Origin of the sequence: Streptomyces sp. NBC_01232, from assembly GCF_035989885.1 — a bacterium.
Lineage (GTDB): Bacteria > Actinomycetota > Actinomycetes > Streptomycetales > Streptomycetaceae > Streptomyces.
Genome location: NZ_CP108518.1, coordinates 4,637,626 through 4,653,345 on the forward strand (window position 1 = coordinate 4,637,626; position 15,720 = coordinate 4,653,345).

Sequence of the window (15,720 nt, forward strand, 5' to 3'; positions counted from 1 at the left end):
CCAACGCACTTCTCCTAAAAAATGTTGAAGTACTCAAGTTTGGCGCCAGCATACTTGCCGGTGTTTTCGACTGCCTGGACCAGGACATACCGCAGCGTCCCGTTTTCGAGGGCCGTGGCGATCTCCTTGGCGTACTTGGCATCGCCACGCGAGGTAAGAGCACGGCCCTTCATGTCGGCCACGACCGTACGGACATACTCGATGGTTCCCTGCTTCACCATCATGAGGTTGTCAGGGTCGCCGTGAACGGGGTGGGTGTTGCTCTGGCGCCATTCCAGCCTTGCGTTGGGGGCCTTCGCCTCTACGATGACGAGGTTGCCGTCCTTGTCACGCCAGAGCTGGTCGAACTTCTTCGAGCCGTTGGGCGTCTCCGGCAGCGGGGGGTCGTCGACTTCCTTGGCTCCCTCGAACTCCTTCTGCTGGAGCAGGTGCCGACGGGCAGCCTCCTCGCCGAGGGCCTCACCGATCTTGCTGTTGTTGGCCGCACCTTCGCTGATCTTGTCGAAGTTCTTCTGCGCGTCGGCCAGTGCCTGGGTGGTCTCAGGCGTCACGGCGTCGTCGAATGCCGTCTGGGCCTTGTTCAGTTCCATCCACGCGTAGCGCTTGGCCGCAACCTTGTCGAGGTGCGTCAGGTCGTCCGGTGCGACCGTGTCCCGGCCCCGTTCCAGGGGGGTCAGGTGGAACCTCTCCGGGTCGGCATAGGGGATGTCGCTGTTGGCGATCCAGCTGCCGTCCGACTTCTGCGTGAGGATCGGAAGGAGCTGGCGGTCGACCAGTTCGTTGGCATTGTTGCGGTATCCGGGGCCCCACTTGTCGTAGTGCTCGGCGCGCCAGACCGGGTCGTTGTTGACCCGCCACACGTGTTCGCGCGTGATGGCAGCCCGTTCCGCGGACGTCCGCTCCTTCGGCGGGACTTCGCGCGCAGCTTCGTACTCCGCGCGGTTGGCGGCGCGGGTGGCATCGTCGAGGGGGGCCGGTCCCGGGGGCGGCGTGTGGCTGCCGCCCGTGCCGGGGGCGTCAGGGAGGTGGGTGCCGCCGGTACCCGGGGTGTCCGGGTGGGTGCCGCCCGTGCCGCCGGGGCCGTCGCCGTGGCTACCTGTGCCGCCGGGGCCGTCCGGGCGGGTGGCTCCGGAGCCCGGGGTGTCCGGGTGGGTGCCGCCCGTCGGGGACGGGGAGTCCGGGCGGGGGGTGCTGCCGGGGTTGTTGAGGTCGTTCCGTGGCATGTTGTCCGGGGCGTGGCCGCCCGGGGTGTTGTCCATGCCGCGCGGGCCGTGGGCGCCGTTGTCCATGGCGTGGACCGGGCCGGACAGGCCGGAGTCGAGCCGGATGCCGTTGTCGCCGCCGCGGGCGGCGACGCCGGCGAGTTCGTGTTCCGGGACCCTGACCGTGGAGGGGGAGTCGACCTTCGGTGCGTGGCTGCCCGGGACGTTGTCGGCGCCGTGGGCGGCGTTGTCGATGGTGTGGACGGGGCCGGAGATGTCGGAGGTGAGGTGGATGGGGTTGTCGCCGCCGCGGGCGGCGACGCCGGCGAGTTCGGGGACCCTGACGGTGGCGGGGGAGTCGGTCTTCGGGGCGTCGGTGCGCGGCAGGTCCGCGCCCGCGTTGGTGTCCGGTGAGGGCTCCTGGGTGGAGTTCTTGCCGCTCTGCTCGAGGGACCCGTCGGCCTTGTAGATGTTGCCTTCGATGTCCATGAACTTCGTGGTGCCGTCGGGCGTCGGCAGTTTGACCGTGTTCGGCGGGAACGTGGTGGTGTTCTCCGGGAGTTTGATGTTCCCGTCGGACAGCTTGATCGCCCCGTCCGGAACAGCGGTACCGGAGGGGAGGTGGATGACGCCGTCGGGGAGCATGACGGCGCCTTCGGGGAGGGAGATCGCGCCGTCCAGGTTGATGCTCGGCGTCTCGATCTTGCCCATGCCCTTCAGACCGGCCATCACATCACCGATCTTCGAGAAACCGGCGCCCGCGCCCTTGAAGATGTACGTCATCGGGTCGATCGCCCGGCCGGCCTTGCCCGCGAACGACAGGGTCTTGGCGACCGCACCCGCCTTGCCCGCACCCGAGACCGCACCGCCCGCACCACCGGTGAACACCGTGGTCACCACATTGAACGTGACCGCACCCGCCGCACGACCCGGGTTCGAACCCCACTGGTCCCACGCCAGGAGCGCCTTGCCCGTCTCCTTCATCGCGGTACGGGAGTCACGCAGCCACGAGGGCAGCTTGTCGTCCGGAGCCGCCATGAACAGCGGGCCCACACCCGGGATCATCGCGATGCCCAGACCGGTACCGAGCTTGGCAAGGCCCGTCCAGGACTGCTTGAACACATCCCAGCCCTGCAGGCCGACCAGACCGCCCAGACCCTTGAGGGTTCCCCAGATACCGTCGACGACGATGCCCTTGCCGAACTCCCAGGCATGCTCCCAGACCTGCCACCCGGGAATCGACTCCTCCACCGCATCACCCCACGGCAGGGACTTCGCCTGCTTCAACGCCTCCGCGTCATACCCGTACATGTCCGCCGCGTTGGAGCCGTCGTTCACCCGCAACGGCTTCCCGTTGACCAGAGCGACGATCTTCGCGTGAGCGGCCCGTTCCACCGCGTGGAACTCCTCCCACACCTCCGCGACCTTGTTACGCCGCTCGAGGTTCTCGTCGATCAGATCGCCGTCCTCGGCCCACTTGTCCTCCTTCTCCGTCTTCTCCCGGAACGCCTGCGCCTCCGCCCGCAGACTCTCCAGCTTCTTGATGATCGGAGCCGCGTCACGCGAGTACGTCCCCAGCGCACCCGCGATCGTGCACATGTCAGAACTGAGCTTCAGACCCAGATCCTGGACCGGCTTCGTCGTCGCGAACAGCTGATCCGCCTCCGGCGCCTGATAGAACGCCTGCAACCCACCAAAACTGGTATGGACGTCCGAGGCCTTCGTCGAAACGGTGGCACCACCCGACGAGATCAGCTTCACCTTCTCGTCCAGCACCGCCAGATCACCCGTGAAAACCGGTATCTCAGCCGGATCGACCGGCGCGCCCCCGCTCACTTCTTCTCCCCCGTCTTCTCACGCAGCAGGTCCAGATTCACCGACCGCGCAGCGTCCTGCGCCTCCTTGGCCTGGTCCAGATCACCCTGCAGGTACTCGTTCGTCGCCAGCACCGCACCACGGATACACGCCTCGATCCGCTCCGCCATCGACTTGAACTCGGGCTTCCGCGCCGTCAGATACTCACCCAGCGCAGCCGCCACCGGCCCCATCGCCTTCTGCGGCGCCACAAAAGCCGAACCCGGAGCCGGCCCCGCACCCGGAGCCAGCGGACCCTGCGGAGTCATCCCCGACTGCGAACCCGGAACAGCCGTCCCCGCCGCCTGAGCCGCCTCCGACATCGCCGTCAGCAACGTGTTCAACGCCGTCTCCAGCTCACCGGCATTCCCACCGACCGTCTTCAAGTGGCCCTGCACACCCTGCGGCTTGATATCCCACGACGTCACCGACGACCCACCCCCGTGTTACCCCTACAGTCCTACGACCCGCTGACCTGCCGACCCACCGACCGGCTGAAACGATCCTGCTCAGCCGATGTTGTTGACCGCGGTCCGCGCCCGCTGCAACGTCTGCTGCGCCGTCGCGTCATTCTTCGCCAGCGTCGTGTTCAACAGCTGGATGATGTTCTTGACCTCCTGCGAAGCGTTCTTCCACCGCAGCTCCTTGGCGTGGTAGTCATCCGCCACACCCTCCGCCGTGAAGTCCGACATCGCAGCCGCCACCTGCGCCTCACGCGCCGCGATCACCGTGTCCAGCTGACCGATCACCGCCTTGATACCGCCCTGCACCTCCGTCGAGGCACCCACGTCATACGCACGACGATCCGTCCCACCCGACATCACAACCACACTCCCCGTGAAGAAGACAACAATCCAGACAAACCGGAAGGTCCGGAAGGCCCGGAACCTGCGGGCTCAGCGGCCCCGGAAACGCGCCGCGTCGAAGTTCGCCGCACCCTGCTGCTGACGGGCGTTCTCACCCTGCTCCTGATCACCCGAACCGAACGCCTGCTCCATGCCCGACTGACCACCCAGGATCGCCGCCAGCGAAGCGTTCAGCTCCTTCGCAATGGCATCCGCACGCAGCTTGAACGAGTCGAACGCCACCTTGCCCTGCCCCTGGAACTTGCCCTCCAGCGGCTGCGCCGCAGCCACCAGCTGCTTGACCAGCGACCCCAGATCCGTATTCGAATTCCGCGACCCCGACATCAGGTTCGTCAGAACCTGCGTCCCCATGTCGAACTTCATCCCACTCCCCCGCACACTCGATCGATCGTCAGTATGTTCATTTTTATCAACTTACATCGCTCCTGCAACCTGCAACGGCCCGGTTGTGACTGGTCTATGACAAACCGCCAGACAACCTTCACACGCCCTTGAGGTGGCTCACGAGCCGCTCGAAGTCCGCCCAGCCAGACAGGTCCGACGGATCCCCCGGCAGCGGGTAGTAGTACGCCGGGCGGGTCTTCGGCCCCAGCCGCACCGGCTGTTGGGCGAGCGGCGTCCGCCGGGCCCGGTCGTCCGGCATGCCCCGGACCTCTTCCGAGCCCAGGACGAAGGCCAGCGGCACGCCCGGCCCCTCGAAGCGCGGCGGTACCAGCAGATCGCGGCGCGCTTTGCGGAGCTGTACGAGCATCGACTGGAGGTGGTGGCGGGTGGCGAGTGCCTCCGCCGTACGGGGCAGGGCGTCCAGCGGCGGTTCCTCGTCGGCGCCGTAGCCGAGCGCCAGCGTCACGGTCTCCTCCACGCCCGCCTTCGTACGGCTGACCCGCACCGTGGCGAGGCCGGGCCGCTCCGGGCTGCCCACGACCACGAACCAGGTCGGCTCGGGGGCCCGCGCGAACGCCACGTCCGTCAGCCGGCCCGGCGACCAGGGCAGGTTCGCCGGTTCGGCCGTGCCCCAGCCCGCCGGGGGCCGGCCGGTCAGCTCGCGCCACACCGTCTCCAGGGCTCCGCCCAGCACCAGCCGGTCGTCCGCGGGGTGGATGGTGCGGAAGGTGATGGCCAGCTGCCGCTCGGGGGTCTCGGTGACCTCCTTGTACGCGGCGGCCACCGGGGTCTGCGGGTCCTCCTCGGTGGCGGCCTCGGACACCACGGTGGCGAACATGCCCTCCTGCCAGCGCAGCACCGCACCCGAGAGCCCGTCGTAGTAGCCCTCCCGTTCGTCCTGCACGACCCACCGCGAGGGCCACTCCGGCATGTTCGCCAGGACCGCCGGGGACAGCACGGTCCCGGGCGGGGTGACGACCTGCAGGCCCCGCTCGGCCGCCGCGGCGGCCCGGAAGGCGTCGGAGAGCCAGGCCGTCATGGCGACGACGGGGCGGTCCATGATGACCACGGCGACGTGGGGGGTCAGCACGTCGACGGCGGGCTGCGCGGCGGCCGGCGTGGGCGCGACGCCGACCCCGTCGGTCTTCACCACGCTCACCGACCGCGTCGCCTCCGGCGGCCAGGCCGTCCCCCCGGCCAGGGAGGCGAGGCGGGCGGCGAAGGTCCCGGCCAGGCGCACGGCGTCGGGGACACCGGTGGTGGCGCGGGCCTCCGTCCACCAGTACGGAACGCGCGGCGGGGTGGCCCCGAGCAGCCGCTCGGCCTCGCCCTCGACCTGCACCAGCATCGGCGCCTCGATCGAGACCAGCGGCCGTCCCTGCTCGTCGCAGAGCTGGATGACCGCTCCCTCGCCCGTCGCGTTCACCAGCTTGTCCGGGCCTCCGGAGAGGAGACCGGCGAGCACCGCCCACGGCTCGGGCATCCGTTGGGTGAGGGCTATGACGTCCTTGGTCATGTGGTCGTGGGGTCCTTCGCAGGTCGTCGGTTCGGCAGGCGCGCGTTATTCGGGCGTGTACACGGTCTGGATCAGGCGGTTGGACTGGCCCCTGCGGACGAGCACCCCGCGCCCGGCCGGCTGCTGGGAGGCGTACACCCCCGGGAAGAGCTGTCCCTCGCTCCGGTCGCCCGCCATGACGATCGCCGAGGCCCCCGATTCGCGCAGGCCCTGCACCAGCGGCTCGTACATGCCGCGCGAGGCGCCCGCGACGCGGCGCGTCAGGACGAAGTGCAGGCCGATGTCCATCGCGGCCGGGATGTACGGAACGAACGGGGCGAGCGGTGACTGCCCCGCGGTGGTGAGCACGTCGTAGTCGTCGACGAGGACCACGATTCGCGGTCCGCCGCCCCAGCTGCCGGGCTCCAGGTCCTCCAGCGGGGCGCTGTCGTCGGGCAGCCGCCGCTCCAGCTCCGCGGCGATGCCAGCAGCCAGCCCGGCGCACATCTTGGAGTTGTAGGCGTAGCCGCCGTTGAACTCCTCCGGGACCACACCGCGCAGGCTGCGCCGGGGGTCCATGATCGCGAAGACCAGTTCGTCCTGGCCGTATCGCTCGATGAGGCCGCCGGCGATCGTCTTCAGCAGGTTGGTCTTGCCGCACTCGCTGTCGCCCATGACCAGCAGGTGCTGGTCGTGGTGGAACAGGTCGAGGAGTACGGGCGCCAGTGCGGTCTGGTCGAGACCGATCGGCACCCGCTGGGGCTCGCCGACCGGACCCGGCAGCAGGTGCGGTTCCAGCAGGTGCGGCAGCACCCGGACCGGCTGGGCCGCCTCGCCGCTCCAGGTGGCGCGGATCGTACGGGCCGTGCGCTCCAGCACCGACCCCAGCTCGGAGGTGTCGCGGAGGCCGTCCGTGCGGGGCAGTGCCACCTGTGCGAAGAGCTTGCCGTCGGTGAGGACGCGGCCCGGCTCGTCGGGCGACAGGGTCTCGGCGAGCTTGCGCTCGATGCTGGACTCGCTGGGGTCGTTGAGGCGCAGCTCGACGCGCGTGCCGAAGTTCGACTGGGTGGCGATGCGGACGTCGTTCCAGCGGAGCATGCCCGCGACGACGTGGATGCCGTAGCCGCCACCGCGCTTGAGGATGTCGACGATGGCGTCGTCGAGCTCCTCGAAGTCGTCGCGCAGCGCGCCGAAGCCGTCGATGACCAGGACGATCTCGGCGGAGGCCAGCCGGGGCAGCCGGCCGGCCGCGTGCAGGCTGCGCAGCTGCTCGACGGAGTCGATGCCGTGCTCGCGGAAGAGGTCCTCGCGCAGGGCGAGCATGGTGCGTACCTCTTCGACGGTACGGGCGGCGCGCTCGCGGTCGGCGCGTCCGGCGATCCCGCCCACGTGCGGCAGACCCGACAGCGCCTGGAGGCCGCCGCCGACCAGGTCGAGGCCGTAGACGCCGACCTCCTGCGGGGTGTGGGTCAGCGCGAGCGAAAGGACCAGGGTGCGCAGCAGGGTGGTCTTGCCGGACTGCGGGCCGCCGATGACGGCGGCGTGGCCGCCCGCGACGGTGAGGTCGAGGAACCACTCGCCCTGCCACTGCTTCGTCGGGTCGTCGAGCAGGCCGAGCGGCACCATGAGGCGTCCGCGGCGCTTGGAGAGCTGCATTCCGCGCGTGCCCACGTCGAGGGGGCCGGCGACCGTGTCCAGGGCGATCGCGTCGGGCAGCGGGGGCAGCCAGATCCGGCGTACCGGGGCGGCGGCGTGCTGCAGCTGATCGACGATGACGCCCATCTCGGTCGGGCCGGTCTCGCGGCGCCGCGCGGAGGGTTCCTGGCCGCCGGTGCTCTCCGGCTTGGAGAGGGTGTTGAAGGCCTCGTACTCCAGGGCGAGCGGGCCGCTGTCCTCGTCCTCGGCGCGCTGTACGGGTCCCCGGTAGGCGCCGGAGACGTAGCTCGCCTTGAACCGTTCGTAGTGGCTGGTGTCGACCTTGAGGTAGCCGAAGCCGGGCAGCGGCGGCAGGTGGAAGGCGTCGGTGGTGTCCAGGACCGTACGGGATTCGTCGGCGGAGAAGGTGCGCAGGCCCAGCCGGTACGAGAGGTAGGTGTCCAGGCCCTTGAGCTTGCCGCCCTCGATGCGCTGGCTGGAGAGCAGCAGGTGCACGCCGATGGAGCGGCCGATGCGGCCGATGGACAGGAAGAGGTCGATGAAGTCGGGCTTCGCGGTGAGGAGCTCGCCGAACTCGTCGATGACGACGAACAGGTGGGGGAGCGGGTCCAGGTCGGGCCGCCGTTCGGCGCGCAGCGCGGCGTAGTCGCCGATGTCCGCGACGTTGCCCGCGTCCTTGAGGACCTGCTGGCGGCGCTTGACCTCGCCGGCGAGCGAGGCGTGGACGCGCTCGACGAGACCGGCCTGGTTCTCCAGGTTGGTGATGACGCCGGCGACGTGCGGCAGGTCGGCGAAGGGCGCGAAGGTGGCGCCGCCCTTGTAGTCGACCAGGACCAGGGAGAGGTCCTCCGGCGGGTGCGTCGCCACCAGGGCGAGGACGAGGGTGCGCAGCAGTTCGGACTTGCCGGAACCGGTGGCGCCGACGCACAGGCCGTGCGGGCCCATGCCCAGCTCGGAGGACTCCTTGAGGTCCAGCAGCACGGGCTCGCGGGAGTCGCTGATGCCGATGGGGACGCGCAGGAACGCGCGCTCGGCCCGCGGGGCCCACAGGCTCGGCAGGTCGAGGCGGGCCACGTCGTCGATGCCGAGCAGGTCGGCGAAGTCGACGGGGCCGGACAGGGGGGCGTCGATGAGGGATTCGGCGGACAGCCGCAGCGGGGCGAGCATCCGGGCCAGGCCCTCGGCGAAGGGGATGCCGACCTCGTCCACGGTGCCGTGGGCGCTGATGGGCTCGTCCTGGCGGAGGTCCTCGATGAGCACCCGGTCGCCGTCGACGGTGATCCGTACGCCGACGTGCCCGGGTTCCTGGACCCGCTGCTCGAGCAGGTGGAGGACGGTGATGCCCATCTCGCGCAGACCGACGGCGTCATCGGGGCGCGGCAGTTCGACGGCGTCCTCACCGTGCCCGTCGGTCACGACGAGCAGCCGGGACGTCATGGCGAGGGCGTCCTTGCCGGAGAGTCCGCGGCGCACCTCGGCGGCGTAGGAGGCGCGGCGGCGCAGCTCCGGGCCGACCTGGCGGGCGAGCTGGGCGGGGGAGGGGGCGATGCGGCGGGCGGCGACGGGGCCGTCGAGCTGCTCGGTGTCGAGCAGGTGCGGCATCCACTTGGCCCACTCCCAGTCGGTGAGCCGGTCGCCGGGGACGGCGAGGGCGACGGCCACGTCGTCGGGGGCGTGCAGGGCGGCGGCCTGGACGAGCAGGGCGCGTGCGACCCGCAGGCAGTCCTCGCGGGGGCCGATGACGCTGATGTTGCCGACGCGGTCGAGCGGCACGGTGAGCGGGAGCTCGGTGCCGTTGCTGAAGCGGGCCGTCAGCGCCGATGCCTCGTTGAGCATGAAGCGGTCGGGCGGGGTGAGGACGGAGGAACCCTGCTGGCCCATCTGGAGGTCGCGCACGGGCATTTCGCCGGTGCCGACGCGCACGCGCAGGAAGTCGCCGTCGATGCGGCGGCGCTCCCACAGCCGGGCCGGGTCGCGGACGATGTCGTACAGGGCGTGCGGCGGCGGGTTGAGCACGTCGGCGTGCTCGCCGCGCTCGCGTTCCTCGCCGGCGAGCTCCTCGCGCAGTTCCTCCAGGTAGGCGAGGTAGGCCTCGCGCTGGGTACGGCGGGTGCGCTGGGCCTTGCCGCGCTGCGAGAAGACCAGCGCGAGCGAGCCGACGATGGTGACCACGAGGATCAGTGCGCCGAGGGCGGCGAACTGGCTGTTGCGGACGACCGTCATCATCACGACGGAGGACATGACTCCGGCGACGGGCAGCAGCGACATCGCGATGTTGCCCGCCTTCCCCTCGGGGAGGTTCGGCGGGGCCTCGATCGTGCGTGCCGCGGGCGCGGCCGGGGGCCTGACGGTCCGCGCCGGGCGGTGGATCAGTCGGGTACTCATCGTCAGTGGCGCTTCTGGGAGAGCTGGAAGACGTCCGCGGCGAGCGCGGCGGCGGTCTGCCTGGTCGAGTGGGCGAGCAGTTCTGTACGGATGTGGCCGCCGTCCGCCAGGTGGCGGTCGTACGCCAGGACGTGGACGCTCGGCCCGGCGGCCTGCAGGGTGCGCACGGCCTCGGCGAGGTCGATTCCCGAGCGCGGCGCCTGCTCGGTGAGCACGACGACGGTGCTCGCCATCACGTGCGGGGGCAGGCCCTGCATCCACTGCAGGACGGCGTGCGTGCTGCTGACGCCGTCCAGGGTGGCCGGGGTGGTCAGGACGCGGGCCTGGGAGGCGGAGAGCGCGACGCGGGCGACCTCGGCGGGCAGGGTCTCGCAGTCGACGACGGTCACCCCGAAGTAGCGGCGCAGCGCGACCATGGCCCGCTCGTAGGACCGGGTGTCGAGCATCGCGCCGATCTGGCCCTGGCTGCCGGGCAGCAGCCAGGCGTTGTCGCGGAGCTGGACCAGGTAGCCGGTGATGTCGAGCAGCGACATCTGGGGCTCGACGATGTCCGCGACGTCACCGGTGGTCCAGCGCAGGGTCTCGGCGCCGAGCCGGATCGGCAGCGAGCCGAGGGCGGGGTCGGCCTCGACGAAGAGGACGGGGTCCTGCCTGTAGTGCGCGTACGTGGTGCCGAGCAGCGCGGCGACCGTGGACTTGCCGGCGCCGCCGCGGATGGAGGTGACGGCTATCTGGCGGCCGGTGGTGACGGGCTGCTGGAGCAGTTCGGCGGCGCGGGTGGCCTCGGCGACCTCGCGGGACGCGGACGAGGAAACGGTTCTGCGTACCGCGCGCACGGCGCGGGCGGCGAAGGGCTCACCGCGCCGGGCCCCCCGGCCCACCCCGGCGAGGCTCCGGTCCACCGCGGGCCGGGACTCGGGGGTACGGGGCGCCTGCGCGCTCCCCCCGGAGGCGTAGGGGGCCTGCTGCCGCGGCTGCGGCGGCCGGTGGCCCTGGGGCGCGGCGTGAGCCGGGCCCGCCGTCGCCGCGGCCGGGTCCTGGTGCGGGTACCCGTACGCGGGATCCGGGGCGGCCCCGGCGGGGACCTGCCCGCCCGCGCCGGGCGCACCCGCGCCGGGACCCGTCATCGGCTGCTGCTGACCTCCGGGACCCGGGGCCGCGGGCTGCGCTCCGCCCCTGAGGTCGCGCAGGACGTCGCCCTGCCAGTTGTCTCCGTTCGGCATTGTCTGCCCCTGCCCCTTTTCTCAGAACTTGTTGAGCAGCTGCCCGTACACGCCGAACACGCCGACGGCGAGCGGGAAGAGTCCCACCATGCCCACCGATTCGATGAGGTCGGCCGTGCGCCGCAGCCGGACCTGCACGTGCTCCGCCGGCTGCACCGCGAGGGCGAGCAGCGGCAGCAGTGCCGTCGCGCCCAGGACGGCGAGAGGTCCGGCGCCCCCGCCGTGCTCGATCCACAGCATCACCAGCCGTACGAGGAGCAGTGCCGCCGCGGCGATCAGTGCCACGACCTCGGCGACCAGCGGGAAGGCCCGCGCCCTCGACAGGAGCACCACGGCCACGAGGGCGGGCAGCGTCACCGTCCACACGGACGGCTTGTCCGCCAGCGTCAGCAGCCAGCCGGCGGCGGCTGCGGAGACCGCGGTGACGATCGTCGCGAGGGCGAGCCCGCGATGGGTGGCGGCCAGTGCGTTGCCCACCTCGTGGCGGCTGACGGAGGTGCCGCCCGAGCGCCGGTCGTCCAGGGCGGTGAGCCCCGAGGCCATCAGGGCGAGGCGCGGCAGCAGGCCGAGCACCACCACGGAGAGGAGGACCATGACCGCACCGAGCTTGGACGGGTCGTCCTGGACGGCGGCGACGGCCTCCCACACGGCGGTGATCACCGCGGTGGCCACGGCGCCGATGAGCCCGCCGCGGCCGAGCGGCGAGAAGTACCCGAGCAGGACCAGCGTCAGGACGAGCGCGGCCGCGACGGCGGCGAGCCGCGCGATGCCCGACCAGTCGTAGGCGTCCGCGGCGGTCCACGCGGTGAGCACGCCCAGCCCGCCGGAGGCGAACAGGAGGGCCGTCGCCAGCCCCAGGTTGCCCTTCCCGATCCGGGAGACGACCGCTCCGGCGGCCATCAGGACGAGCGTGAGCGCGGCCAGGGTGCCGGTCAGCGACTCGAGGGCGAACTCCCGGCGCGCGAGGAGCGCGGCGGTCACCGTGAGGGCGACGGTCGCCACGCCCGCGCTGCCCCTCCGGGCGGAGGGACGCCAGCGCCAGGCGCGCAGGTCGAGGTCGTCGGCCACCAGGTCGGTGACGTCGTGGACCACGGGGGCGGGCGGTGCGGAGTGGCTCCTGACGAGGCGCAGGACGGCACCGTCGGCCACACCGGCCGTCGCGAGCGTGCTGTCGTGCGGCAGCGCGGAACCGTCCGAGGTGATCAGTTGACGGGTCATCGGACGTGACGCGGTCCGGTCGTCGAGCAACTGCAATATGTCCGGCAGCAATTGCCCGATGGGGGTGTCGGAGGGCAGGACCATGTCGGCCCGGCGCCGCTCGCCGACCAGGGTCACCCGACTCAGTTGCGACCGGGAAGTCGTTGCTGTGCTCACCACTTACGGGAACCTATCATCGCGGGATTGCGACCTTTCGGGCCAAGGGGGACATGTGGCGGGTGCGGGACCGTGAACTCTCCCGGATCCACACGTCTCTGCTTCTTCCTCTACGGCTTCGCCGGCGTCGCCGTCGGCGTCGATGCCGGCGACTTGCCCGGCGACTTGGCCGGTTGCGAGGGCGTGGGGGACGACGTCTTCGGTGATTTCGGTGCCTTCGACGCGGACGGGCTGCCCGCAGGGGCGCCCGCCGGGCCGGACGGCTGCTGCGACGCGGCGGGCAGCGGGGGCGGCTGCACCTGCCCCTGCTGCATCTGTTGCTGCTTCTGCTGTTGTTCGGCCTTCTGCTTCGCGAGCGTGTGCTGGATGAAGGACCAGCCGACGCAGCCCGCGCACAGAACGGCCGCGATGGCGATGCCCGCGAACAGCTTTCCGAGCCGCTCGTCCGCCGTGCGCCGTGCCCGCTGCGCACCGAAGAGCAGCGCGTCCCTCATCCTGCGGCGGCGTACCGCCACCGACTCCAGAAGCTGGCTGTCGTAGTCCCGTGCCATCCGTCGTCCGTTGCCCCAGTCTCGGCTTGTCCCGTACCAACCACCGCTCCGGGGCGCGGTTCCTGAAGGTGCGCCATACGAAGCCCCCGGTGTTTTGCCTCTGCAACATAGAGCATCCATCCGCGTCGGGCACGTCCGGACCGGAGGGTGAACGTGCCGCGGACGCTCACGGCACGGGAGCGGGATCCTTCGGATCGCCCGCCAGCCGGACCGTGCTCAGGATGCGCATGATCAGGGCGTCGTCCACGGCACCTGGGACGCCCGTACGGCCGTAGAAGTTCCAGGAGACGAAGTCCCCCTTGGAGTTCTTGAAGCCGAAGACCACCGACCGGCCGTCGCCCGCACAGCGGTTGGTGCGCTCGACGCCGGTGGAGCGGGCCTTGACGTAGCTCCCCCTGACCCCCGACTTCGTCGTGTACTCCACCGGCTTGTCCGCCTTGACCAGGCTCTTGTCCGGCTGGGTGTAGGCGGCGTAGACCCAGGTCGGGGCCTCCTTCTCGGCGATGTCGGCGGCGCTCCTGGCGCCGGACGCGCCCTTGGTGCCGGTGTTGGCGAGCCTGACGTCCGTGACCTGGCCGTCGCCGTTCCCGTCGATGCTGCACCACTTGGACTTGTAGAAGGCGGGGGCCGTGTGCCCGATGAGGACCTTGTCCGGGTCCTTGCTGTCCGTATGGCCGCTGAAGACGGTCGGCTCGAGCACCTCCCACTGCGGCGGGACGTCGAAGGCCGTGCCGTGGGCGGGGTTGATCACCGTCTTCCAGCCCGCGACGAGCGGCTTCGTCGGGTCCGCGGTGGACGCCGGCGGGCGGTCGCGGTCCTTGCGGACGGCGAGTACGACGCCGGTCGCGGCAGCGGCGAGCGCCAGGGCGGCAAGCCCGCAGATCCCGAGGATCACCTGCCGTCTGCTCCGCCCGCTGCTGCTGCCGCTGCGCCCGCCGACGGGCTCCTGCGGCGCGGTGAACGGCGGCGGTTGGTACAGGCCGCCGGAGTCCTCCGGCTGTCGGTACGGGTTCTGCACGTGCCCCTCCTGGTGCCTGCCGGCCCTGACGGCCCTGCCGTTCCTGCTTGCCCCACTGGCACTGCTACTTGCCGAACGAGAGGATCGCGCGGCTCACCTTCCGCGGCTCCGGACCGTAGACCCTGCCGTTCAGCAGGAACAGCCGTCCGCCCGCCCACGCGATGCGGACCCCGTGCGTGTAGAAGACGCTCTGGGGGCCGGTGGCCGCGGCCGGGCTCTGCAGCACCGGCTGCGAGGCTCCGTCGGACGGGGCGAGGGAGACGACCGCGCCGGCCTCGCCGCTGCCCGGGGTGACGTAGACGACGACCCGGCCGCCCTCGACCGCGAGCGGCCACATGGTGCGTCCCTTGGGCTGCTCGGCGGTGCGCCACCGCTCCTTGCCCGTGTTCAGGTCGACGGCCACCACCTGGTTGGTGTCGTCGATGCCGAGGCTCGCTGCGGGCTTGCCCGCGCCGATGTAGAGGGTGTCGGCGTCGGCCGCGGCGGCGTAGCACTCCTGGAAGCCGCTCGCGTTGCCGAATCCGTTGCACCGGCCGCTGACCGCGAAGCCCGGGGAGCCCTGGGAGCGGATCGTGCCGTCGGCGGCGAACGCCGTGATGTTCCAGTTCTTCTTGTCCTTGTGGTGCGCGGCGATCACCAGCGGGTCCACGGAGAGCACCCGGCCGACCGTCCAGTCCTGCTCGTACTTGTAGCTCCATTTCGGAGCGGCCGTGGCCGGATCCAGCTCCTCGACCATCGCCCGTCCGGGTCCGCGGGCGTCCTTCGGGTCGGAGCAGTGGCGGATTCCGATCAGCCGCGAGCCCCCGGCGAACGCGGTCGGGTAACAGCCGTTCGGGCTCGACGTGCCGAAGAGCTTGCGGCCGTCGGTGACCGAGAAGCCGCTCATGACGGCCGTCCGGGCGACGGCGACGGTGTCGCCGCTGATGGCCAGCTCGAACTGGCTCGTGCTGTCGCGGGCGTTCTCGGGCGGCACCGCGACCTTCCAGCCGGCCTGTCCCGTGGTGAGGTCGATCTGCTGGAGGTGGGTGCAGCGCGAGGATTCCGAGGTGCTCTCCTTGACGGCCACGACGAGCCTGCCGTTCGCGGACGGGGCGGGCGGAACCCCGCACAGCGAGGTCTGGAGCGGGAACTTCCACTTCTCTCGGCCGTCGGCCACCGCGTAGCCGGTGAGCCCGTTGTGGATCGCGCTGACCACGGTGTCGCCCACCCGCCACGGCCCGTACTGCGAGGTCCCCGACCCGGCGACCTCGCTCTGGTGGTCGCGCAGCCAGACCCGGGCCTCGCCCGGCCGGATGCCGGCGTTCGGGTCGTAGGTGTCGCTGCCCCCGCCGGGGCCCTTGCCGTCGCCCTGGTCGACCGAGGGGGATCCGGAAGGGCCGGCCTTCGGCTGCGCGGGCTCGCCGGCGCCGCGCAGCGTGAGGGTGAGGTGGTACGCGCCGCTGCCGATCAGGAGCAGGGAGGCGAGCAGCGCCGCGACGGCGATCACCCGCCGCGGCACCGACGGCCCGGACCGGCCGGACGGGGCGGACGGGCCGGCCCCGGCGTCCCCGGCGGGCCGTGGGGGCACGGTGGCGGGCAGGGGCCGCGGCGGGGCCGGTGCCCGCGGCTCGAACGGTGCGGGTGGCGGCCCGAAGCCGGCGGGCGGCTGCTCGTCGGGTTCCGGCCGCGGGCCGGAGGTGGGACCGGTCATGGGTGAAGTCTGGCCTGTGCAA

General features: G+C 71.4%; 10 protein-coding genes and 1 pseudogene. All 11 read right to left on the reverse strand.

The window, feature by feature from the left end; translation table 11 throughout:
- Window positions 1–14 precede the first annotated feature (14 nt).
- The 11 genes and pseudogenes from OG444_RS21435 to OG444_RS21485 all read right to left on the reverse strand — a co-directional run bounded on the left by OG444_RS21435 (window position 15) and on the right by OG444_RS21485 (window position 15,698).
- On the reverse strand, window positions 15–3,038 hold the full coding sequence (locus OG444_RS21435) for a hypothetical protein (protein WP_327263703.1): 3,024 nt from the start codon (window positions 3,036–3,038) through the stop codon (window positions 15–17).
- Window positions 3,035–3,484: a DUF6507 family protein gene (locus OG444_RS21440; RefSeq protein WP_327263704.1), complete on the reverse strand. Its 450-nt coding sequence runs from the start codon at window positions 3,482–3,484 to the stop codon at window positions 3,035–3,037. Before OG444_RS21440 ends, OG444_RS21435 begins: the two co-directional genes overlap by 4 nt.
- A gap of 81 nt (window positions 3,485–3,565) precedes the next feature.
- Window positions 3,566–3,877 (reverse strand): pore-forming ESAT-6 family protein, encoded by a 312-nt coding sequence (locus OG444_RS21445; protein ID WP_327263705.1) that lies wholly within the window; start codon window positions 3,875–3,877, stop codon window positions 3,566–3,568.
- A 75-nt stretch (window positions 3,878–3,952) separates the two neighbouring features.
- Window positions 3,953–4,285 carry a hypothetical protein gene (locus OG444_RS21450; protein ID WP_327263706.1) on the reverse strand — a complete coding sequence of 111 codons (333 nt, stop codon included), beginning with the start codon at window positions 4,283–4,285 and terminating at the stop codon, window positions 3,953–3,955.
- A 118-nt stretch (window positions 4,286–4,403) separates the two neighbouring features.
- Window positions 4,404–5,822 (reverse strand): DUF6177 family protein, encoded by a 1,419-nt coding sequence (locus OG444_RS21455; protein WP_327263707.1) that lies wholly within the window; start codon window positions 5,820–5,822, stop codon window positions 4,404–4,406.
- Window positions 5,823–5,867: 45 nt separating this feature from the next.
- Window positions 5,868–9,842: a type VII secretion protein EccCa gene (gene eccCa, locus OG444_RS21460; RefSeq protein ID WP_327263708.1), complete on the reverse strand. Its 3,975-nt coding sequence runs from the start codon at window positions 9,840–9,842 to the stop codon at window positions 5,868–5,870.
- Between the two features lie 2 nt (window positions 9,843–9,844).
- Window positions 9,845–11,065, reverse strand: coding sequence for a MinD/ParA family protein (locus tag OG444_RS21465; RefSeq protein WP_327263709.1), 1,221 nt, complete (start codon window positions 11,063–11,065; stop codon window positions 9,845–9,847).
- A gap of 21 nt (window positions 11,066–11,086) precedes the next feature.
- Complete coding sequence (gene eccD, locus OG444_RS21470; protein ID WP_327263710.1) at window positions 11,087–12,442, reverse strand: type VII secretion integral membrane protein EccD; 1,356 nt, start codon at window positions 12,440–12,442, stop codon at window positions 11,087–11,089.
- Window positions 12,443–12,675: 233 nt separating this feature from the next.
- Window positions 12,676–12,990, reverse strand: a pseudogene (locus OG444_RS21475) (hypothetical protein); the annotation flags it as partial.
- Between the two features lie 166 nt (window positions 12,991–13,156).
- Window positions 13,157–14,008 (reverse strand): hypothetical protein, encoded by an 852-nt coding sequence (locus tag OG444_RS21480; RefSeq protein ID WP_327263711.1) that lies wholly within the window; start codon window positions 14,006–14,008, stop codon window positions 13,157–13,159.
- Window positions 14,009–14,072: 64 nt separating this feature from the next.
- A complete protein-coding gene (locus OG444_RS21485) occupies window positions 14,073–15,698 on the reverse strand; it encodes an outer membrane protein assembly factor BamB family protein (RefSeq protein WP_327263712.1) in 1,626 nt (541 codons plus the stop codon).
- Window positions 15,699–15,720: the final 22 nt, after the last annotated feature.